We start from the raw sequence: 21,419 nt of genomic DNA, 5'->3' as shown, positions 1-21,419 counted from the left end.
AATAAAAATTAAAATTTTGGCATCTGTATGCTATTTATTTCGCTACCAGTCAGCGCCCGGTACTCACCGACTTCCAATGCCGGATCGAGATAAATATCACCAATACGCTCCCGATGAAGTTTCACAACATAATTACCTACGGCTGCAAACATTCGCTTAACTTGATGGTAGCGTCCTTCACTGATAGTCAAGCGTACAATTTGAGGTTCAATAATTTCTATTTTTGCCGGCTTTGTTAGTGTTTTTTCACCATTCAGCTGCACACCCTCGAGAAATTTTCCCTCAGTTTCTGCTGATATCGGTTGTTCTAAGGTAACCAGGTAGGTTTTTTCGCAATGATGTTTGGGAGAGGTAATGCGGTGGGACCATTGACCATCATCAGTCAGTAAAACCAATCCTGTGGTATCAATATCCAATCGCCCTGCGGAGTGCAATTTATGTGCAACCGGCTCATCAATAAAATATAAAATGGTCGGGTTTGAAGGATCATCTGTTGAACATACATATCCTTCCGGTTTGTTTAGCATAAAATAGCGCGGGCCATTTAATTGTTGCAATATCGTTCCATCATAAGCAACTTGCTGATCGGGCTTCAATTTATAGGCACCCGTTTTGATAATCTCATTATCGACTGTCACTACCCCTGCTCGTAACTCACGCCCAACATCATTACGACTAATACCTAACTGCTGTGATAAAAATTTATCCAATCGCATGAATAGATCTACCTGATAAAAACATAAACACGCCGTTGAAAATGCAAATATTCTCAAGGCTACTATTGGGATATTAGATTAAATAGTTAATTTCTAGAATAATCATAACCAAATGAACTATGATAATAAATTAATCATCATCTCCCGTCTAATTTTAGAAAAAGAGTGACAAGTGCTTTCTCGCAGCAAGGCGAAGTGAAAAATGTTATTCTCTGCATCAATAATATTTCATCTGATACCATCACATTAACACAAAAATGGCTTTTACTTTACGCCCTTACCAACAAGAAGCGGTAGATGCGACCATTCGCTACTTTCGCCAACACAGAGATCCTGCTGTCATTGTATTACCGACAGGTGCAGGTAAAAGCCTTGTCATCGCTGAATTGGCAAAGCGCGCGCATGGGCGGGTACTCGTATTGGCCCATGTTAAAGAACTTGTTGCACAGAACCACAGCAAATTCTGTGCCTATGGATTGAAAGCGGATATTTTTTCTGCCGGATTAAATCAAAAGCAAAGTGAAGGTAAAGTGGTTTTTGGCAGCATTCAGTCAATTGCCCGTAACTTGAATCGCTTTAATCATCATTTTTCTCTTCTTATCATTGACGAATGCCATCGCATCAGTGATGACGAAAATAGCCAATATCAACAGATAATCCAACAACTTAAAAATATTAATCCCCAAATGCGGATTCTTGGATTGACGGCAACACCTTACCGTTTGGGCTCTGGTTGGATATACCAATATCATTATCATGGCATGATACGCGGTGATGAATGCAGCTTCTTTCGTGATTGTATTTACGAACTTCCACTGCGTTATATGATTAAACATCATTTTCTGGTAACTCCGGAAAGGCTCGATATGCCTGTCGTACAATATGATTTCAGTCAGGTACGAACCAGCCAGCAAAGCATATTCAATGAAGCTGAGCTAAACAGAGAAATAAAACGTCAAAAGCGCATCACCCCCCATATTATCCAGCAAATCATCCAATACGCCAAAGAGCGCAGAGGAGCCATGATCTTCGCTGCTACCGTTGAACACGCCAAAGAAATCTTTCAATTGCTACCAGCAAACCAGGCCGCATTGGTCAGTGCAGACACCCCTGCATCTGAGCGGGACCTTTTAATTGCCGCGTTTAAGGAGCAACGACTCCGTTATATGGTTAACGTTGCTGTACTTACAACCGGTTTTGATGCACCTCATGTTGATTTAATCGCTATATTACGTCCAACGGAATCAGTCAGCCTCTACCAACAAATTGTCGGACGTGGATTGCGTTTATTTCCTGATAAAAAAGATTGCTTGATCCTCGATTATGCAGGTAATCCCCATGATCTTTACACTCCTGAAGTCGGTAACAGTAAACCGAATTCTCAAAGCCAACCCGTACAAGTATTTTGTCCCATCTGCCAATTCGCCAATACCTTTTGGGGAACTTGCACCGCAGATGGAGAAATGATTGAACACTTTGGGCGGCGCTGCCAAGGCTGGGAAGAGGATGAAAATGGAAAACGACACCAATGTGATTTCCGTTTCCGCTTTAAATCATGTCCACATTGTGGTGCAGAAAATGATATCGCCGCCCGACGTTGCCATCGCTGCGAAGAAGTCTTGGTTGACCCCGATGATATGCTCAAAGCGGCATTGAAACTCAAAGATGCATTGGTATTGAGATGCGGTGGAATGCAATTAACCCCGGGCCATGACAACAAAGGAGAATGGCTAAAAATTACTTATTATGATGAAGATGGTGCGGATGTTTCTGAGTTATTTCGTTTATCCACCCCCGCCCAAAAAAAAGTATTCGAACTTCATTTTCTTCGTCAGCATCAACGTGCGCCCGGTACAACATTTCAGTGGAAAACCGCAGCAGATATCGTGGATAAACTCCCTTTATTACGCCATCCTGATTTTGTTGTTGCGCGCAAAAAAGGTCAATTTTGGCAAATTAGGGAAAAAATTTTCGACTATCAGGGACGATTCCGGCGGGCGGATGATCTGTACTAAATCCAGCAACTAATCGAGCAGAACATATATTTCTATTTGCTGTTATATCGGTTTTTCGTTAGAATGCCGCCCGCTTAGCGTAATACATAATGTTAAGCCAAGTATCGAACCTGCTGCTGGGTCGCCTGTAGCAGGATTTATTTTCTTCTTTTCTTATAGAGAAAAAATAATGTTAACTATTAATGCAGAAGTACGTAAAGAGCAGGGAAAGGGTGCGAGCCGCCGCCTGCGTAGAGCTAACAAGTTTCCAGCGATCATCTATGGTGGTAACCAAGAACCAGTTTCTATCGAACTGGATCACGATGCGGTTATCAACCACGAAAGCAAACCAGAATTCTACGAAGTTATGACTCTGGTTGTTGATGGTAAAGAAACTAAAGTTAAAGTGCAGGCAGTACAGCGTCATCCGTTTAAACCTAAACTGACGCATATCGATTTCCTGCGTGCTTAATTAGCCACAGTCGAGCTTTTATCGGGACGCCGAGTAAATAACGCCGCATTTGCGGCGTTATTTATTTTTATGGGCCTGACAGTTCTTTTCAGGAATTAACGATTTCCACCACTGCGGCGTTGTAATTGATCACGCAAATTCGGTGGCGTGCCTTTAATCGTTAATGTATCCGTTATCGGGTCCCAGAAAATACGTTCGCCCATCAGCATGGCATCAAAGTTGATCGTTAATCCGCCCCCACTGCCTGCAAATTTAGTCAACTGACGTAACGTTCCCCGATCTGCCGGAAAACTTTCTTCCAATTCATATCCTTGTTCCTGCGAAAACTGCTGAAAACTTTGCTCACCCACCGGTGGCAATTCCTGAGATAGCTCCTGTAGATTAATTTCTTCACCAGCCTGCAATTGCTCATTGCAATAACCATAAACTTGCTGGCGGTAGGCCTGGCGTTCATTTTTATCCAGTTGTGCCGACTCACAATAATCGTCTACGGCCTGTAGCAATCCTTTATTCTGCACCTTTGCATTCATACCTTCACTGGCAGCAAGAAAATCCATGAAAAAGTCAGATACCTTGCGCCCTACCCTTCCTTTGAGAAAAGTCAGGTAGCGGCTCGATCCAGCATTCGTTTCCCACTCAGTCAGATCAATCCGGGCAACAATATCAGCATGAGGAATATCAAGATACTGTGTCGTATTTACATCAAGTTCTTCGTTGACAGACATACTGTTGCAACTATTGAGAACTGCAATTAACAAATATTCCACAGCAAGATGGCGATATTGGCAAAACAGTACCGTCCCCCCTTCCGCAAACGGATACTTTGCCAGTTCATCTTTTAAACGAACTGTTGCCGCCCGACTAAAACCAAGGAAATCATCATCTCCTTTACGAAGATGACGAAGGGCTACCGCTAATTCACTCTCTTCGTTGAATAACCCATAGGCTTTGCTTTTTGCACTATATACACGATGTAACTCAGCCATCATCTCATCAACCACTTGATTGGTATCCAGAAGAGAATCACGCAAAATCACTTCCAATGTTTGTTCATCACGCTTAATCAATCGATGTAACGCGATCTGGGTAATTTCCAGACTCATTATTTATACTCCTCTTGCAGCTTTAGCCATATCGAGCCTCGCGATTAGCGGCGTATTCAAACATCGTTATCTCTCAGCTGCAACCAAAAAACCAAAAGGTGGAAAAACACATTCAATGTCATGGCCGGCACTCAAAATAAGAGCAGCTAAAATAATGTAACAGGTTAAAAAATGGCAACAACTCCTACCACATAGAATTAATTTGTCATAAAAAAGCAGAAAATTGCTCTTGCATACGGTAAGATGTGGGGCTTTGTATATTCAGGATATTTGATTTATGCCACAGTCATCTCGCTACGGCGATGAAAAAGTTGAACATTTATTAACTGAATTAGTAAATGTTTTTGAAAAAGATCATACCCCTACCGATCTCACCCTCATGGTTTTGGGGAATATGGTAACAAATTTGATCAATACGAGTATTGCGCCAGCACAACGTAAACACATCGCAGACTCGTTTGCACACGCGCTGCAATCTTCAATCAATGAAGATCAGGCGCATTAACTTATACTACTTAAAACTTTGACGTAAAGAAAATATGGTGACCAGCCGTCAGCACTACCGCGAAAAAGTATCTCAAATGATCAGTTGGGGACACTGGTTCGCACTGTTCAATATCATGGTCAGTCTTGTGCTGGGCAGTCGCTATTTATTTGCATCAGACTGGCCGGGCTCACTTTTTGGTCGCATCTATGCGTTCGTCAGTTGGCTCGGCCATTTCAGTTTTATTGTTTTTGCCATCTACTTACTTATTTTATTCCCACTGACCTTTATCGTTATGTCTCAGCGGTTGCTGAGATTTCTTTCCGCTGCATTAGCAACGGCAGGCTTAACACTGCTGCTCTTTGATTCCTCTATTTATGTGCGTTTTCATTTGCACTTAACACCATTGGTTTGGGATTTGGTAACCAACCCGGAACAAGGGGAATTAACAAGAGAATGGCAACTGATGTTCATCTGTATTCCTGTGATTTTCTTGATACAGATGCTCTTCGGTACATGGTGCTGGCAAAAATTACGTAGTTTAAACCGCCAGAAATTTAGCAAGCCACTGGCAGCCATATTTATTAGCACCTTTATTGCTACTCACCTGATGTATATTTGGGCAGATGCGAATTTCTACCGTCCGATCACCATGCAACGCTCGATCTTACCACTCTCTTACCCGATGACAGCCCGTAAGTTCCTTGAGAAACACGGGTTACTGGATCAACAAGAATATCAACACCGCATCAACCAACGGGGAAATCCGGCGGCTTTGAGTGTTAATTATCCGCTGAATAAATTGTCCTATCAGGACAATGGACGCGGTTATAACCTCCTTTTGCTTGTCGTAGACGGGCTGGATCACCAAAGCATCACCCATGGCATGCCAACTCTGACGCGTTTTGCGGAAAACAATCTCCAATTTACTCAGCATTTCAGTTCAGGGATTCAGAGCGACACCGCTCTATTTGGTTTATTCTATGGCATATCATCAGGTTATTTAGATGGGATACTCAACGCCAGAAAACCATCTATGCTCCTTAATGCCTTGACGCGCCAAGAATATCAGTTTGGCCTTTTTTCTTCAGATGGATTCCAGACTCCGCTTTATCGTCAGGCTATTCTGACTGACTACTCACTCCCTGTTACCAATAAACAGAGCGATGCCTTGACCGTAAAACAATGGCACCAATGGTTAGATTTACGTAATCACTCCACACCCTGGTTTTCATTCCTGAATCTCAATGGCCTTGCCCTGTCATCAGGTAAATTTGACAAAACAACGTTAAATACTGATATTAACGATGTTTTAGAAACCTTAAAAAATAAAGAAATACTCAATAAAACCATTGTAGTTATTACAGCCAAACAGCATGAACTCACCACAAACGGTGCCGAAAAATGGTTTATTGATGGCAAATTTAATCGAGAACAACTCCATGTTCCCCTGCTCATTCACTGGCCGGGTACACCAGCACAAACCATTGACAAATTAACCAGTCATCAAGATGTTATGACAACCCTGATGCGGCGTTTGCTACACGTCAAAAATTCACCAGAAGATTATTCACAAGGTGAGGACCTCTTTAAACCCCAGAGGGAAAACCCTTGGCTTATTACTGGTGATGATGGCGCATTAGTTATTACAACAGCGCAAAACACCGTCTACCTTTCCAAAGATGGGGAATATTATTTGTATGATTTAAATGGAGATAAAGTCCATGGGGCAAAACCAAATCTTGCCCAATTATTACAAATACTAACGGAAGTAAAACGATTTTTAGCAAACTAATAGCTTAAAAATCAATCACTCATCACATTAGGGGCTTGCTTTGAAAATAAAAATCGGTACTATAGAACAAGTCATCGGCATGTAGCGCAGCTTGGTAGCGCACCGTCATGGGGTGTCGGGGGTCGTAGGTTCAAATCCTATCATGCCGACCAAATTTCCCTAAAAAAACCAACCTGTTAAGGTTGGTTTTTTTATGCCTCGAATTTGCTTGGGGTAAAATGGCCGACGAAAAGTAGCAAAAGCGTGCTAACTTTAGAGTGGGTTTTGTTGTTGACCAAAGAAAAGTAATACTCTTTTTTTCTTACTGTTTTCCTCAGTGATTTCTATTTGAAACCCATTAGCGTAATTGATTACTTTATACTCCTTTCTCTTAATATCTTTTCTTCTTGGAAATGGTTCCTAACTTTAATATTGCATTGGGACTGAAGGCGCTTGCTACCTTACCGAGAGTTACCTATGGTTGTTTGTGGTTATCTTTCGATATTTGCCCCAAATGCGTCTCACTTTTTTGCTCAATCGAACAAATAATTCTTTAGCAGAAAGAAATAAAATAAAAAAACTTAAGGTAGGCAATTCCGTTTTTATCGCGCCGAGCTTTATCAGCGCACTGATAAATTTCATTGATTTACCTTCTACTATTTTATGCCATTATGTAGCCAAGATAATCTATCAAATATAGACATACTATATTCTTATATCTTGAAACCATTTTATTGATTAATGAGGGAGTAAATATGATTACTGAACATAACAACCAGAAAGGCTCTATTCAGTCAATTAGCGGTTCTTGGAATGTGGGTTCAACCATCCATGTGCCTGCCGATCTTCGAGGACAAGTAATTAATATTATCAGAGGGCCTGGATCGAGTGCAGCTGAACAAGCAATAGCAGTTCCTCTTATTAGTGGTATAAGCGAACAAAAATTATCAGGGGGGCGTGACCCGTGGATATGGTTACAATATAACTTTTCTCAGGATTCGACAATCATTAAGGTTGTAGATGGTCAACATGCTCATTTTACACATATATTTTATAGAAAATAAAATTAATCTCAGCCCTCCCCAAGAGGGCTTTTTGCACCTAAATTATACCTTACTTACATCATCAGCGACTACCTCTGCTGCTTCCTTCCCTTTCAAATTCCACCCTGTCATTGATGTAGATAAGCTCCAGCTCGTTGTTGTTCCTTGAGGAGGAGATACCGCCACATCTCCCTATCAATGATACGAAACAATGATAATAAAGGACAAAACTTTATTTCTATCTGTATATATGAAATCAAATGATATACTTGAAGTTGATCACTTTAGAGGACGTGATACCTTAGTGGGATAACTAAAATAATTATAGAGGAATTCGTAATGAATGTTAGTAGCGATAAATTGGTTTCGATTATAATTCCGGCATATAACGCTCAAGACTGTATAAGTAGAGCAATTAATAGTGTGTTAAATCAAACCTATAAAAATATTGAAATCATCATCATTAATGACGGTTCAAGTGATAAAACAATAGATATTTGTGAGGGTTATGCTAAAAATCACAAAAATATTAACTTGATATCACAAGAAAACGGAGGAGTATCCTCTGCCAGAAACAAAGGGATTTATTTGTCTACAGGTTATTATATTTGTTTTCTTGATAGTGATGATACGTATGAGCCTACGTTTATAGAAGCATTATTGGAAAAAACAGAATTAAATGACAGTGATTTTTCTTATTGTTTATTTAACAAGCTACATAAAAATCAGACGTTAGAATCATCAAAACCATACCAAAACCCCCATAACATTATATTGGATTTTTTAAATTTTGATTATTTTGATATATGTTGCTTATTAATAAGAAATAATTTCTTAAAGGAAAAAGGAATAACTTTTGATGAAAAACTCCCTGTTGGAGAAGATGTTCTTTTTATTCTGGAATGTATTTGCCATGGCTCTTATTCTTATGTGCCAGAGTATTTATATAACTATATATATAGAAGCGAATCAATAATGAACAAAAAATGGGCAGTCAATGATTATTTAGTAGAAATAGAGGCGTGGGAAAAAATAAACACAAAGCTAAGTGAGTTATATAATAAAAAAGATAAACTTGAAGTTCTAAAAAAAATCAGGGTAAAGGTATTAAGCTTACAAATACAATTTATGTGGAAACTATTATCATCAGGTATGTATAAAAACCTCAATGATTATATTTCCAAGTTCAGTTATGAACAAGATGATTTAAATTTGACTAAAAAACCCAAAAAAACCAAATTTAGATTAACATTAATTCTGTCAAAAAATAGATTCATTTGGTCAATTTCAAAGATGTTATTAACTCAAAAGAAAAACACCATCTCTGACTAAGTAAAAATATTATAATTCTTTAAGTAATTAATAAAATATAAGGCCTGAATAAACAGGCCATTAAGTTATAATTCAAAGCAATTTTATCCAACACTTCGCAATACTCTTCTTTTTAAGTATTGCATAAAATTCACACAACCACTAACTCTTAATTACAATAATAAATTACGAATGCAGTGTGGAATACCGGTTTTATCACTTGATTTATTATTTTTGCCCCACCCTATCATCTCAATGTCGAAGGCGGTATAAATTACACTATTCCCAAACATCAACTCTGGTTAATCTTGTACTACCTTGTGTATAAATTACCTTTATTGTTGTGCCATTATTTATTAGTGTTAGTGTTAATCGCCCATCTGACCCATGATGCGTTGTCACTGAGTAATTATCATGTGGAATTATAGTCATCGCACCTCCAAGATAACTTTCATTTCCGTACACCCATATCACTTTTCCCCTACAGTCACGGCCAATATTTACCGTTTGACCATCATCAAGGTTTATCCGTGAGGCTGCAGTAGATACTCCTCGAGAACCTAAAGCAAGATACCGACTATCACTCTCCCCTTTAGTATAACTCTCTCCCCTCAGCGCATAATTGCCTGCGGGTTGGTAATACCCCGCCACCTGATAGTTCCCAGCAGGCTGGTAGTTACCACGGGGTTGGTATTTACCATCAGACTCCCCTTTAGTGTAACTTTCCCCACGAAGGGCGTAATGACCTGCAGATTGGTAGTTACCCTTTGGCTGGTACTTCGCATCAGATTCCGGTTTAGTGTAGCTTTCCCCTTTTGGCGCATAGTTGCCAGCGGGGGCATAATTCCCTTTTGGCTGGAAACGCCCGTTACTTTCGTCTTTCGAATAACTGTAACCGGCCGTCAGATAACTGCCTTTAGGCTGGTATTTCGCATCCGATTCTGATTTGACGTAACTCTCCCCCTTCAGGGCGTAATTCCCGGCAGACTGGTAATTCCCTTTCGGCTGAAAACGGGTATCAGACTCTTCCTTGCCATAACTGTAGCCTGCAAGTGTGTAGTTCCCCAGTGGTTGAAAGCGTTGGTTGGTTTCTTCCTTGTCATACGCTCCCACCTCAGCGGCGGTCAGATCGGCTTTCAGTTCTATCCACGCATTGCCGGTTTTCGGTTCTGCCTTGTTATTTTCAATCCGCGATTGCCAGAGTTTCTGTTTATGGTACACCACCGCCCGCAGGGGGTAAGGCTGGGCTTCCGGGGTCCACTGTGCAGCCCCGTACACCTGCATTTCCCCGACGGCTTCCGTGATATCGTGGAACATGCTGTTCATCTTCTCGCGTTCGATATCTTTCGCTGCCGGATCGGTGTTCTGGTCACGTTCGTAATCATAGCCGTAGCCCTGCATGTAGGAGACGGAACCGTCCGGTTGCACTTCATTGGGAATAGCGACCCTGTCCCCTTGCGCGGCGAAGGGGGTTTTAAATGTTTTGGTCATGAAATTATGCTCCGAAGTTACTGCTTAAGAAGTTGGTGTGTTTGCGGCCGAAGCCAAAGGCTTTTTTGGTGACAATCCGGTATTTCACGCCGACACCAGAGGGGCGTGGCATCAGGTCAAAGTTCTCCAACAGTACCCGCAAATTTTCATCGGGGTTGAAGTTGAAGACGTAGTACAGGTAAGTCATGTCGAGCGGGTCAAGCACAAACACCTTGCTGTTTTCACGCCAAAAGAAACGCTCCAGAAAGGTGTTGATGTTGACGACTGTCGGGCTTTGGGTCAGGTTGAAGTAACGCATGCGGATAATCAGGCGCTTTTGTTCTGCGGTGAGCATCAGGGTGTAATCGGCATTGCGTCGGAAGTTGCCCTTGAAATTGCGTTTCTTACCAAAGCCAAAGCCGATTTTGGTCTTGTCACTGGGGGAGACATCGATCCCCAGTGACACGTCCAGAATGCGCGCCCAAACCGCCAGCCCGAAATCATTGGCGGTATCGATATTAAACACATCCCGGTGCCAATTCTGCCAAAACGCCACGTTAGCCCGGTGAAAATAGCCCGCCTTGCGCTCAGCCAATCGCTTTAATTTGGGGGCATTTTCGTACTGCCACAATATCGCCCGCAGCAGGTCAGAATGAAAATCGAAGGACTGTATTTTCATGCGATCACCACCTGCACTGAACCGCGATGCAATCGCGCGACTTCATTGATTTTGATGGGGATCACCCCCATATCCCACGTTTTGCCATCCTGTGACAGTTCGACTTTGGTAATAAACAGGCGGGGTTCAATCGCATTGATGGCCGCAGCAATTTCAAACGGGGAAACTTCACGCCCGACCACCAACCCGTTATCGCCGTCAATTTCCCCCCGCATCCACTGTTCTATGGCAGCAGGGATCAGGCTTTGTGCATCAATGGGGGATTTTTTCACTGTGACGCGGCAGAAAGTCACTTTCTCAGTGGGGCGGTCAAACCGGATCTCGTATTCCTGCCCGCTCACCCGTTCGGTGACGGTCACGCTTTCCTGGCCATTATAGGCCGCACCGATGGTTTTGGTGCGAAGCAGCGCACGGGCAATTTCTTCACGGTCACCGCCTTCCACACAGACGTAAACGCTGTGCGGCAACAGCTTAATACCATCCACCGTGATAATCTGGGGCGCAGTGTTTTCCCGGTATGACAGCGAATTCACCCCCTCCAGTTCATATAAGGAAGACGTGATGGCCTCCCCCACGCTGACGGTATTTTTTGCCAGTGTCTGCTTGCGGCGACGACGTGCGCTGATATCGGATTCGGCTTCACGCCCGACCACGGCATGAGCCGAGTTATTGACGGTTTCCCAGCCCAAGACCGAACTGGCGACCCGTTCAAGGTGTCCAGCCTTGCATTCCACCGCACCGGACTGAACCGCCCGCATGTCGCCGGTGGTTTTGCCGTCCTTGCCAATAATCAGCGTGCTGAGGGTTTCAAACACCGCACCGGTCACCGATTCGGCTTGTGATCCCCTGGGGATAATCGTCTCCGGCACGCCCCCAAAGGTGACGTTGGCAAGGTAAGAACGCGTGGCCGCAAAACGGCTGCCGCCCATCAGTGCCCAAATAGCATCCAGAAAGATCCCGCCGGCAATATCGGGGTTAATCTGGTTGGCGAGTTCCGCATTGTTGCGCACCATGGCGTCGCGGTTCTCGGTTTCCATCGTCATCAGTACCCCTTGCGGGGTTTCCGGTGACAGGTCGATGTCCTGCCCGAACGCAGCGTAAAAGTCATTTTTAACCTCCCCGCGCAGGTCTGCGGTATCGGGCACAATCACGCCCTGCCGGGTAATGTAGTGATAATCAGCCATTGAGGGTAAAACTCCCGTAAATTGAGCGGATCACGGCAATGTAATGTAACTCGTTATCCGCAATGCCTGCCTGAAAGGACACAATTTCCTCCACCCCGTCCACCTCACTCATCCGTTCACGAAACGCCGCTTCAAACATCGGAATATCCGCATTGCGTCCGAAGGTGGTTTTCCAGTAAGGAATACCCTTGTCCACCTTGTGCAACATTTCCCCCCGCAAGGCGCGGGCGTAGTGGAGACAGAGGTTTTTAACAGCCCCGGCATCACGCACCAAGGCCAGATTGCCGTCATCCCCCAACGTCAAATCGTTGTTATCATCCACCGCAAAGGTGATCATAGTGGCTCTCCTGTGTTGCCCTCTCCGGTTCTGACTCCGCTGTGCTGATGGGTATCTCCAATATTGCGCCCATTGTGGCGCATCGTGCCGCCAGAGGAATCGCTGTTACCGTTGACCGCGTGGTTACCGTTGATGGTAACGTTGCCGGTGAACAGGGTTTCTGGTGCGTTCACTTCAAGCCGGGGCGTATCCAGCACCACTTTGTCGTGATGCAGGGACAGGCACACCGTGCCATCCATTGATTGAATCACCAGCGCATCCAGATTCTTGCCATCTATTGCCCAGCCCTTAATGGTGTCCGGGAAAAACATCGCATCACTGAACGAATGCAGCCGGGCGGTGTTGGGTTGGTCTTCCTGCCCGCCCCGCTGGAATATCAGGCTGATGTCACGGTCATTGGCTTTCAGCCAGCCAACATCGCCGGGCTTCAGGGGGACGCGCACAAAAAATCCCCCGCCACCAAAACGGAACACTGGAATGTTATGCACCGGCGCGCGGGAAATCGTCTGGCCTTCGGTAGTCGCCATCATCACCAGCGGCTTGATGACCGCGCGGTTGGTTCTGTCGTCATAACTGACCACAGTCGCGGGCAGCATATCCTCAACATTGAGCATCAGGTTACGAAAGGCGGCCATAAACTGCCCCGCAAGGCTGCCTTCGCTGGCAATATCGCTGTTCGGTTGATTCATGGTTTACGCTCGTTTGCAGGTGGCTGTATAGAAAAAGGCGTCATCATGGGAGGCGATATCAAACTTAAGCTGTTCGATGATGTAATCGCCGTTGAGGGATTTATTCAGCTTGCTGTCAAGGCGCAGCATTCCGCCCAGCATTGACTCGCCATCAATCAGGAAGCTGACATCCAGTCCCTTCTCGGTGGCCTTGGGAATGCCCACCATGCCGGTTTTCATCGTCAGGATACGCAGGCGGTTCTTCAGGGCGTTGTGGCTGTCCTTGATATACAGCACTTCATCGTCAATAAAGGCTTTCACGCCGCCGGACTCCTGCAACCGGGCCACCTGAGACAAGGCCGCGCCGCAGTAATACCAGTTGGCAATATTTTTGTCAGTAGCCTGAAAATCCAGTTTCACCTTGCAATCGTCGGCGATACCCTGTGCGATCTCAGACAGTTTTTTCATCGCGCCCCCGGACGTGGAGACAATCGTCCCCGCGCGGCTGTTCCCCGTCTTGGCTTTCAGGGTCAGGGTGACATCGGGCGGGGCGGCAATTTCCGCACTGACAATATCCCCGACAAACACCCGGAACAGGCCGCTGCCCATCCGTCCGGCTTCCAGTATGAGGCGGCGGGGTTGTTTGCTTTGGGTGTAGGGGCTGGTCTGGGTCAGAAGGTAATCGCGGGTGTCGCTGCTTAAGCCATCAATCGTGACGGAACATTCATTTTGCAGGGGATTGGCGTATTTCGTGCCGGAAGCGGAGACACGCATCCCTTCGTACCAGTTCAAGCGCCCGCTGACTTCAATTCCCAGCCGGATACGCCGCAGATCTATCATCGCCCCTCCAGTAAATTAAGGTCTGTGTCGATTCGAACTTTTCCCACCAGGGCAGTTCGTGGTTTTCCGTGAGCAGGGCAAAGTTGCCTGCCGGGCTGAGATAGGCGTAAGGGATCAGGCTGGCGTTGGCCACCAACCGGTTTCCCTGAACTATCGTGTCCCTATCACGCTGGATATCACTGATCATCATTGACCGGGCAGCTTTCAGGGTGATCACCCAGTTCACGCCGTCAAGGGTGACGGCCAGCTGCTGATTGGGGATGGCCCGCAAGGGAATTTCACGCATTATTTGCCTCCGAACTATTTGCCTGTAAACAAGGGATCGCCGTCCATGATTTTGGTGGCAATCGATTTTTTCTGGCCTGAAACGGTTTGGGTCTGGACGTTACCCCGGTTAACTGTGCCCGATTGCGTCTTTTTCGCCACCCGACGCGGCGGCAATGCGCCGTATTCCGGCTCAACCGTGCGCCACTCGCTGAACCGCAGGGACAATTTAATCGCGTCCGCCATTTCCGGCACTTCATCATGGAAGAAATTCACCAGTATCATCGGCTGGTAGGTTTTGACCCGCGTCTGGATACCCACCAGCTGATGGGCATCATAGGCCTGCTGCATGGCCGAAAAACTGTTTTTCAGTTCGCCGGTCAGCAACAATTCCATGCCAATCTCCACCGCTTCCACCACAATGTGGTCACTGCGGGTTTCGCCGTTCTCGACCTGAAACTTCGTCACCTTATGCTCGTCCCGCACACTGACCTGAATCGGGCTGGCGGCTTCAAACAAGGTGTCAAAGGTATTCACATTGAAAATTTTGACTTCGGTGATCATCGGGCGACTCCTGTGGCGGTTTGCTGGCCCAGGTCCTGTAGCTGGTTTGCCAGCTCGCCTTTGAACTCTTTTGCCACCCCCTGCGCATCGGTGGCTTGCGTATTGACGTTCACTTCGGCTATCTGGATATTGTTTTCATTCGTCTGGTGTGACTGATTGCTGATGGCCTGACTGGTCAGCGGATTGAGGGGATTTTGTGATGCCGCCGCCAGCTGTTGATTGAGCCTGTCCATATCGGCCCGAAAGGCTTTTTTCTCGTCCTGATTACCGTTATCGGGTGGCGGGGTTTCAGTGACAATCTGGCCGTCTTCATTAACGGAACGCTTGACCACCTCGACTTTCTTGTCCTCGCCAAAACCAAACCAGCCCTTCACGGTACTGAGACCTTTGGAGACGGCATCCAGCCCATCACCAATCCAGCCAATGATTTTCTTCACCTGTGCCCACATCCACGTAAACGCCCCGACAACGGCATCTGACACCGTATCAAACACGCCGCTAAACTGGCTGCCCCATTCGCCCAGAGAGGTAATCGTTCCCAGTAACCAATCAATGAACGCACTGATTGTCTGATCCATCGTGTTAAACGCATCCACCACTAAATCAGCCACAAATTTCACTATCACCTTAAGGTAATCAAACAGCACCTTCCATGCATTCCACAAGGCCATGATGACTTTCTTCACCATCGGGTACTTGTCCATGATGCGCCCGATCATCGAATCATTGCCCTCGATAAAGTTCATGATATCGTCATAGACCAGGGCGAACGCAGCCGCCAGCAACGCGATAATGGCAATAATTGCCAGCATCGGCCATGTGGCCGCCAGTGTTGCAGCGGCAGCGGCCAGCAGCGGCGGCACATAGTAAGCGGCAATGGCAATGCCTATCGTCAGAAAGAAACCAATAATCAGGTGCTTATTGGCTTTGCAGAAGTCGATAAACGTCGATAGCCATTCCATGCCTTTGGCGAGGACGGGGATCACCATCTCCAGAAAGCTGTTTTTCAGCAACCCCGAAGACTGATTGAATTTATTCATTGCTGTATTAAACTTGATGGATTTTTCGATGCTCTCCTTGGTGATACCGGAATATTCCTTCTGAATGCCCATCACGCGCTCCAATTCTTTGCGCCCTTTCATCATCAGTTCCACGGTTTTCTCATCGGAGACACCCAGCCCGGCAAGTGTGGCTTTGGCTTTGTCGAACTTCATCCCTTTCACTTTATCGGCGGTGGCAAGGATGCGTTCCATCTTATTGCTGGTCTGGCCGAAGGCCTGAGACAGGGCTTCAAGATCAGCCTGCGCTGCTTCACGCGAACCGCCTAGTTCAGTCATTGCGCCGCTGAACGCATCGACATCGGCGGTCGCCATACCGATTTTTCCCCCCAGTTTATCCAGGGCTTCAATTTCCTGCGAACGTAATACTGTATCGGCAAAAATCCCGCCAATACTCATCACAACACCGACTGCCCCCAGTGCTTTAGTGGCAAATCCGGCGACCGATTCCCCGGCCGCGTTGTATTTACTTTCCGTTTCAGTCAGCGCGCGTTGCAAATGATTTTGCGCCTTCGCTTCATCTACCGCAGCCTGAATACCTTTGGTACGCATGGTTTCAACGAATTTGTTGTAGTCTGCCTGTAGCGCTTCCACTATAGACTCAACGGCTTCTTTCGCCTTGAGGTTCTTTTGCTCGGCATCGGTCAGCGTGTTGAGTTCACCATTAAGGGCAGCCAGTTCCCCCTGTAACTGCCCATACTGCGTATTGAGCCGCTCGAGGCTTTCGCCGCTGCCCTGCATGCCTTGGCTCACCTGTTCCCGCTGGCTATCCAGTGCAGACAAGGCACTTTCCAGTTCCCCCATCCGTGCGCGCACAGCAGACAGCTTTGCTTCGGTGTCATGGAGATTGACGTCAATGTCGAGTGACTCCCCGCCGGTCACATCTTGCAAGGTACTTGCCAATTCCTGCACAAAGTCACTGAAACCACCCGCCCCCGCTTCGGCGGCTTGTTGCGCCCGTCGCATATCTGCCAGCATGTCATCGGTTGAACGGCGGAAACGATCAAAGGCGTCGTCGGCCTGACGGGTATCAAATTCAAATATCTGGACAAAGGTATCCATCAGGGACATTTATCGCTCCTTTGAAGCCGCCAGTGCTTCGTTATACCGGTTGGTAATGGCAATCTCCCACAGGTCAAACGCGCCTTCCAAATCTATCGACGTGTTGAGTTCGCTGTAGGTGGCGAGTTTTTCGCTGAGGATGACGGCAAAGAAGCCATCAGCGTTTGGATAATCGACGGGAGTGAACCGGTGATTTTGTCCAGCAGGAAGGGGAGGAAACCGCGGCTCCCGTCGCCCCCGAAAAAACTGGTGTTGTACCTCAGCATTTCGAGTTCCAGACGGATCAGGGCTTCGCCATCCGGCACATGGTTATCAATCAGGGTCTGCGTCTTGAGCAGAATTTCCTGGCCGTCCCGTTCAACGGCCACATAGCGCAGCATTTTCAGCATCGCCTCATGGCTGACGTCGTAATCGCCAATTTTCGGCGCATTAGAGAGCGGGTATTTCGCCAGAATTTCCCGCCCCACCGTCGCCGGAAGGCGGCTGATAATGAAGGTATGTTCCTCACGGTCAGCATCCGTAATGACGATCTCTTTCGGTTTGATTAACATAACAGCCTCATAAAAAAGGCGGGAAATGCCCGCCACAATTCAAAAAAAGACTTAACGCGCCCGCGTGCGGTCGAAGTCCTGAAACACAAACGTGTATTGTTTGCTCTTGAGTCGTCCGGCACTGGCGGCGGAATTGCCCCGGCTGCCGTTGGTGATTTTGCCGTTACGGGCGGTTGTCGTTGAGCCATCGCCGTAGGACGCCACAATGGTTATTTCGTCCCCCGCATGGCGGCGTCCGCGCTTGGCAATGTTGGCTTCCAGCAAAATAGACAGGTTTTCGTCTTCTTCACTGCCCGCCAGCACGTTAATGGTGACGGTTTGTGGCGTCGGGGCTGACCAACTGGTCAAATTGCCGTTGATATCCATCCCGGTCTGGGCGATATCGACAGCAGGCAAGTCCAGCGGATCAGCATCGTCCGCAAACTGGGTGATTTGAATGCCCGACGGAAAAGTTTTACTGGCCTGGATCACCAGACTTAAGCCCGTGGCTGATACATCATGCATGTGCTGTTCCTTATACCAAGTTATGAGAGCCTTCGACCTTACGCACCCAGTCCCCCTTGCCGTAAATCAGCACATACTTCATCACGTACTCGGGCAAATCGGAGACACCGCTGTTCTCCACAATCTGAGTATTATACCAATAGCCTTTGTCCTGCACGTCGTGCCACGCCAAATCATCCCCGGACGCATCCGCCACGGCGATTTTCTGCACCTCGGTTAAGGTCTTGCCGGGTAAGATGGTGCCGTTATTGAGTGCCTTGGTCACCGCCCCAGCAATCACGGCCATTGCACGGGCTTCCCCGTCTTTGTTGGCGGGAATGCCGCGTGTTGCCATCAATAGAGAAAACCACTGTTGGGTAATATGGGACTTAAGCCACTGCTCATTGGCATGGACACTCATATCCAGCGGATTTGATGCCCCGCCGCACAAAAAACCGCGCTGGTAGAAGCGAATTTGCGAACCTGCCACGGCGGTTTCACCGTAATAGTTCACTCGCAGCTTATCCAGTTCGTCAGCATCCAAATCGGTGCGGGTTTGCGACGGAAACGTCACGCCAAACTGGCGGTACATGTAGTTGGTGGTCGCGTTGGTGCGGTCGTAATCGGTCGCAGCCATGATCGCCATTGGCAATGCCTGCACAAAATAGTCGTCGTCGGTTTTCAGGTTCAACCCCGTCGAGGCGGTGCCCATCAATGCCGCGCTCCAGTCCTCCACATTTTCGGCGGTGACATTCAAGTGCAACTGATATTTGACGTTTTCCCCGGCGATATACTGCGCCAACTCAACCGCCTGTGGTAAGGCCATGTCCGCAAGGAACGTGGCACTGCCAAACGAGTCTGACACTTTCTCCGCGGCCATAAAGGCATCCAGTGGCGATTGGGCAGCATTGCCGGCAGAGCGGTTACCGGTAGACAACCCCATCGCATCCGCCAGTACGGAATAAATCACGCTAATGTCGGCTTTTTCCTGCACACCCCCGGTCAAGACAAAGGCACTGTCCATCGCATTAAAGGTGATGTAAGCGTTGGTGAACTGGTTTTTTTTTTCCGCGTTCAGTTTGGCCTGCACGGCTGAGCCAACATCGGCATAAGAGGTCACTTTGGACAAATCAATGTCACTGAACACCTTCATCACCCCGCCGATGGTGACGGTGATAGAGCCATCCACCAACGCTTTCAATTCCTCCAGCGGGGCGGCTTTCGTCCCATACACCGCTGGGGCGCGTCCTATCGGCTCATAAGCGGCAATCTGCAATTCTTTCGGCTTGCTGACCGGCGCGGGACTGACGTAACTGAAATACTGGCGGGCAAATTTGGCTTCAGGCGATCCTGCCCCCAGCAGTTCATCTACCTGACCATTGGAAAATTCCAGCACCTTACCCGCGGGTATCTTCGGGTTGGTCGAAAACACGCGCCCCGTGAGCTTGCGCATCGGGACACTTGACGCGCCGATCACCGCACTCGCGATATCGACATATCGAGTTTGTTTAATGGGCATAACGAAACCTTATTCGTTTAGATTCGGTAAATATCGGGATACAGCCCGCTAATGGCGGCTGTGTTAGGTTTGATGTCGCGTGAATGGGTGATTTTCACATCAAAGGAGGGTGACAGCTCATAGTTACCCTGATCGTTAACAAAGAACGGCGTGCGCAGGTTGCCGGCACGCTGGACACCGATGTTTTTCTTTCGCAGCGCGTCCACAAAGGGCAGAGAATTCACTATCATGCGCACGGTGGCGGTAATGTCGCTGGCGTTTAAATCCTGATGCGTGCCGACACCTTGCACCTGTAACGTTTTCTCCACCAACTGAGTTTCGCGGTGATTGGCATCGCGCCCGACAACGTGGTAATTGCGCCCCTGCCAGCCGTGCGCCGCTTCCTCAATGGGAAAGAACATCACGAAGCTGTCTTCCCGCCCCTGCTTGGTGGACTGGAAGCCAGCCACGACGGAAATGGCGATCCCCGCTTCGGCTAATTGTTTCAGCAATTGATGGCGAATGGCGCGGTAGACTTCATTATCCGTCATGATCACCTACCTCAATGCAGAGCACCGATTTCCAGCCATCCTGTGCGTACCAGTCGACATCGCCCATCACATCATAACGACGCCCGGCAAAAACCAGATAATCGGTTGAGGCCCCCCGCTGGATGTTGCGGATATCGTGCGAGGTGTAGAGCTTGCGGTAGACTTTCGCCGTATCCAGCCCCATCTCCTGCACATCCTGCGTATCCACGGCCTGCCAGCTGCCGCGAATGGTGGCAGGATCGTGATAGGTATTTTTCCACTGCCCCAATTCATCCATTTCACGCGCCTTAAAGCGATACCAGCGCGCCGTTTGTTGCGGGATATAGCGCGCGGCTATCCGGTGTAAATTGCCCAACATTATTTGTCCTCCACGGCATAGTTGACTGACTGGATCATGAGTCCCCCGTCAACTAACGGTTTTTGACTGACCCCTGAGATGTTCAGTGTCTTATCGCCCTTACGTCGTGGCCCGACAAAATATGCATCCCGGTATGCTTCTCCCACCGCCTTGCCGCCCATGTTAAATCCATCCTGTTTGCGCCGCTTTCTCAGTAACAGCGTCACCATAGATAAAGGCGGTGTCTGAACGGCGCTAATTCCTGCCTGAATATCACCCTTGGCCGCTTCCCCCACCTGAGCCAGCCCTTGTTCCAGATTGAGCTCACCCAAAATGGACTTATCAATCGCCATCTTAAAGCCACGCTGGTATTTCCCCCTGTTGGCGTTTATTGCTGGACGGATAAAAGGGCGCGGGGGAATGGGGCCATGCCCGAATTCTTGAATTGACGCGACATAGGCAATGGATGTGCCATCGGGATATTTAGCCTGCTCAAAAAAGCCGACCTTGATCTGTTTTTTGCTCAGTTCGTCATAAACCCGCTTTAAGTGGGCCAGTTTGGGGTTCATCGTAATACCCTCCCGTGATTGGGGAAACGCCCACCCACACCCCGAAAGGCTGAACGCTCGCCACTGCCGCCGACATAGAGTGGCGCACGCCCACAGCGATTGAGCAATGCCAGATATTGTTGTCCAAAGGGGGTCAGGTTAAACCAGTGCGAGGTATTTGAACCAACCGGCGGTGCCGTAAACGAGACGTTCACACTGCCAATGGTGGCCGCTGTCACCACCCCCGTGGGCGATTCACCCTGCGCGATAAGCGCCCGCAGTTGCAGCATATGCGCCACTACCAGCATCCACAGTTCATCGGTACAGACACCCCGGCAGGGAGAAAAATAGTGCCGGGCTGATTGGGCGATAATCAGCACATCGTTATCGGGTAAAGGCGCAAACTACGGATACAACACCCGAAACGC

23 protein-coding genes, 1 tRNA gene and 1 pseudogene are annotated in these 21,419 nt (G+C 47.6%); 7 read left to right on the top strand and 18 right to left on the bottom strand.

The genetic code is table 11. The features are described 5' to 3' along the window. Positions 1-8: 8 nt before the first annotated feature. Complete coding sequence (gene rsuA, locus Xsze_RS14155; protein ID WP_038235983.1) at positions 9-716, bottom strand: 16S rRNA pseudouridine(516) synthase RsuA; 708 nt, start codon at positions 714-716, stop codon at positions 9-11. Positions 717-973: 257 nt separating this feature from the next. On the opposite strand from rsuA, the gene radD reads away from it, so the two are divergent. Further along, positions 974-2,731, top strand: coding sequence for a DNA repair helicase RadD (gene radD / locus Xsze_RS14150; protein ID WP_038235981.1), 1,758 nt, complete (start codon positions 974-976; stop codon positions 2,729-2,731). Between the two features lie 169 nt (positions 2,732-2,900). Then, positions 2,901-3,182 carry a 50S ribosomal protein L25 gene (gene rplY / locus Xsze_RS14145; RefSeq protein WP_038235979.1) on the top strand — a complete coding sequence of 94 codons (282 nt, stop codon included), beginning with the start codon at positions 2,901-2,903 and terminating at the stop codon, positions 3,180-3,182. A gap of 95 nt (positions 3,183-3,277) precedes the next feature. Here the strand turns inward: rplY and yejK are convergent, their stop codons facing one another. Next, positions 3,278-4,285, bottom strand: a complete 1,008-nt coding sequence (gene yejK, locus Xsze_RS14140) for a nucleoid-associated protein YejK (protein WP_038235977.1) — start codon at positions 4,283-4,285, stop codon at positions 3,278-3,280. Positions 4,286-4,562: 277 nt separating this feature from the next. Between yejK and Xsze_RS14135 the strand changes: the two genes are divergently transcribed. The 5 genes from Xsze_RS14135 to Xsze_RS14115 all read left to right on the top strand — a co-directional run bounded on the left by Xsze_RS14135 (position 4,563) and on the right by Xsze_RS14115 (position 8,918). After that, positions 4,563-4,790, top strand: coding sequence for a YejL family protein (locus tag Xsze_RS14135; protein WP_038235974.1), 228 nt, complete (start codon positions 4,563-4,565; stop codon positions 4,788-4,790). A gap of 34 nt (positions 4,791-4,824) precedes the next feature. Then, entirely contained in the window at positions 4,825-6,564 is a 1,740-nt protein-coding gene (gene yejM / locus Xsze_RS14130) for an LPS biosynthesis-modulating metalloenzyme YejM (protein ID WP_038235971.1), read from the top strand. Positions 6,565-6,639: 75 nt separating this feature from the next. Continuing rightward, positions 6,640-6,716: transfer RNA gene (locus Xsze_RS14125), tRNA-Pro, on the top strand. A gap of 582 nt (positions 6,717-7,298) precedes the next feature. Further along, positions 7,299-7,607, top strand: a complete 309-nt coding sequence (locus Xsze_RS14120; protein ID WP_038242136.1) for a hypothetical protein — start codon at positions 7,299-7,301, stop codon at positions 7,605-7,607. Between the two features lie 318 nt (positions 7,608-7,925). Next, positions 7,926-8,918: a glycosyltransferase family 2 protein gene (locus Xsze_RS14115; protein WP_038242137.1), complete on the top strand. Its 993-nt coding sequence runs from the start codon at positions 7,926-7,928 to the stop codon at positions 8,916-8,918. Between the two features lie 258 nt (positions 8,919-9,176). Here the strand turns inward: Xsze_RS14115 and Xsze_RS14110 are convergent, their stop codons facing one another. From Xsze_RS14110 to Xsze_RS14035, 16 genes and pseudogenes are all read right to left on the bottom strand, one after another. Then, complete coding sequence (locus Xsze_RS14110) at positions 9,177-10,388, bottom strand: hypothetical protein (RefSeq protein ID WP_038242140.1); 1,212 nt, start codon at positions 10,386-10,388, stop codon at positions 9,177-9,179. Positions 10,389-10,392: 4 nt separating this feature from the next. Then, positions 10,393-11,046, bottom strand: a complete 654-nt coding sequence (locus Xsze_RS14105; RefSeq protein ID WP_038242143.1) for a DUF2612 domain-containing protein — start codon at positions 11,044-11,046, stop codon at positions 10,393-10,395. Further along, positions 11,043-12,230, bottom strand: a complete 1,188-nt coding sequence (locus tag Xsze_RS14100) for a baseplate J/gp47 family protein (RefSeq protein ID WP_099138206.1) — start codon at positions 12,228-12,230, stop codon at positions 11,043-11,045. Before Xsze_RS14100 ends, Xsze_RS14105 begins: the two co-directional genes overlap by 4 nt. Next, positions 12,223-12,567: a contractile injection system sheath initiator gene (locus tag Xsze_RS14095; RefSeq protein ID WP_038234445.1), complete on the bottom strand. Its 345-nt coding sequence runs from the start codon at positions 12,565-12,567 to the stop codon at positions 12,223-12,225. Before Xsze_RS14095 ends, Xsze_RS14100 begins: the two co-directional genes overlap by 8 nt. Then, positions 12,564-13,256: a Gp138 family membrane-puncturing spike protein gene (locus Xsze_RS14090; RefSeq protein WP_038234442.1), complete on the bottom strand. Its 693-nt coding sequence runs from the start codon at positions 13,254-13,256 to the stop codon at positions 12,564-12,566. Before Xsze_RS14090 ends, Xsze_RS14095 begins: the two co-directional genes overlap by 4 nt. A 3-nt stretch (positions 13,257-13,259) precedes the next feature. Beyond that, positions 13,260-14,075: a baseplate hub protein gene (locus tag Xsze_RS14085; RefSeq protein ID WP_099138207.1), complete on the bottom strand. Its 816-nt coding sequence runs from the start codon at positions 14,073-14,075 to the stop codon at positions 13,260-13,262. Further along, positions 14,041-14,361, bottom strand: a complete 321-nt coding sequence (locus tag Xsze_RS14080) for a phage baseplate plug family protein (protein WP_038241767.1) — start codon at positions 14,359-14,361, stop codon at positions 14,041-14,043. Before Xsze_RS14080 ends, Xsze_RS14085 begins: the two co-directional genes overlap by 35 nt. Before the next feature lie 14 nt (positions 14,362-14,375). Next, positions 14,376-14,903 (bottom strand): phage baseplate protein, encoded by a 528-nt coding sequence (locus tag Xsze_RS14075; protein WP_038241770.1) that lies wholly within the window; start codon positions 14,901-14,903, stop codon positions 14,376-14,378. Beyond that, positions 14,900-17,032: a phage related-protein gene (locus Xsze_RS14070; RefSeq protein ID WP_038241773.1), complete on the bottom strand. Its 2,133-nt coding sequence runs from the start codon at positions 17,030-17,032 to the stop codon at positions 14,900-14,902. Before Xsze_RS14070 ends, Xsze_RS14075 begins: the two co-directional genes overlap by 4 nt. An 83-nt stretch (positions 17,033-17,115) precedes the next feature. Beyond that, positions 17,116-17,574 carry a hypothetical protein gene (locus Xsze_RS14065; protein ID WP_038241776.1) on the bottom strand — a complete coding sequence of 153 codons (459 nt, stop codon included), beginning with the start codon at positions 17,572-17,574 and terminating at the stop codon, positions 17,116-17,118. A gap of 51 nt (positions 17,575-17,625) precedes the next feature. Further along, positions 17,626-18,078: a phage tail fiber protein gene (locus Xsze_RS14060; protein WP_038241780.1), complete on the bottom strand. Its 453-nt coding sequence runs from the start codon at positions 18,076-18,078 to the stop codon at positions 17,626-17,628. A gap of 10 nt (positions 18,079-18,088) precedes the next feature. Further along, entirely contained in the window at positions 18,089-19,576 is a 1,488-nt protein-coding gene (locus Xsze_RS14055; protein WP_038241783.1) for a DUF3383 domain-containing protein, read from the bottom strand. 17 nt (positions 19,577-19,593) lie between these two features. Then, positions 19,594-20,106: a phage gateway protein gene (locus Xsze_RS14050; RefSeq protein WP_038241785.1), complete on the bottom strand. Its 513-nt coding sequence runs from the start codon at positions 20,104-20,106 to the stop codon at positions 19,594-19,596. Then, entirely contained in the window at positions 20,096-20,464 is a 369-nt protein-coding gene (locus tag Xsze_RS14045; protein WP_038241787.1) for a phage collar protein, read from the bottom strand. Before Xsze_RS14045 ends, Xsze_RS14050 begins: the two co-directional genes overlap by 11 nt. Further along, a complete protein-coding gene (locus tag Xsze_RS14040) occupies positions 20,464-21,012 on the bottom strand; it encodes a hypothetical protein (RefSeq protein WP_051462603.1) in 549 nt (182 codons plus the stop codon). The genes Xsze_RS14045 and Xsze_RS14040 overlap by 1 nt, the downstream gene beginning before the upstream one ends. Then, positions 21,009-21,383: pseudogene (locus Xsze_RS14035) on the bottom strand (DUF4054 domain-containing protein); the annotation flags it as partial. The pseudogene Xsze_RS14035 and the gene Xsze_RS14040, both read right to left, overlap by 4 nt. Positions 21,384-21,419 lie beyond the last annotated feature (36 nt).

The sequence above is a fragment of the Xenorhabdus szentirmaii DSM 16338 genome, assembly GCF_002632585.1.
Classification (GTDB): Bacteria; Pseudomonadota; Gammaproteobacteria; order Enterobacterales; family Enterobacteriaceae; genus Xenorhabdus; species Xenorhabdus szentirmaii.
The sequence above is the reverse complement of the archived record's forward strand: the minus strand, read 5'-3'. Positions and strand labels throughout refer to the sequence as shown.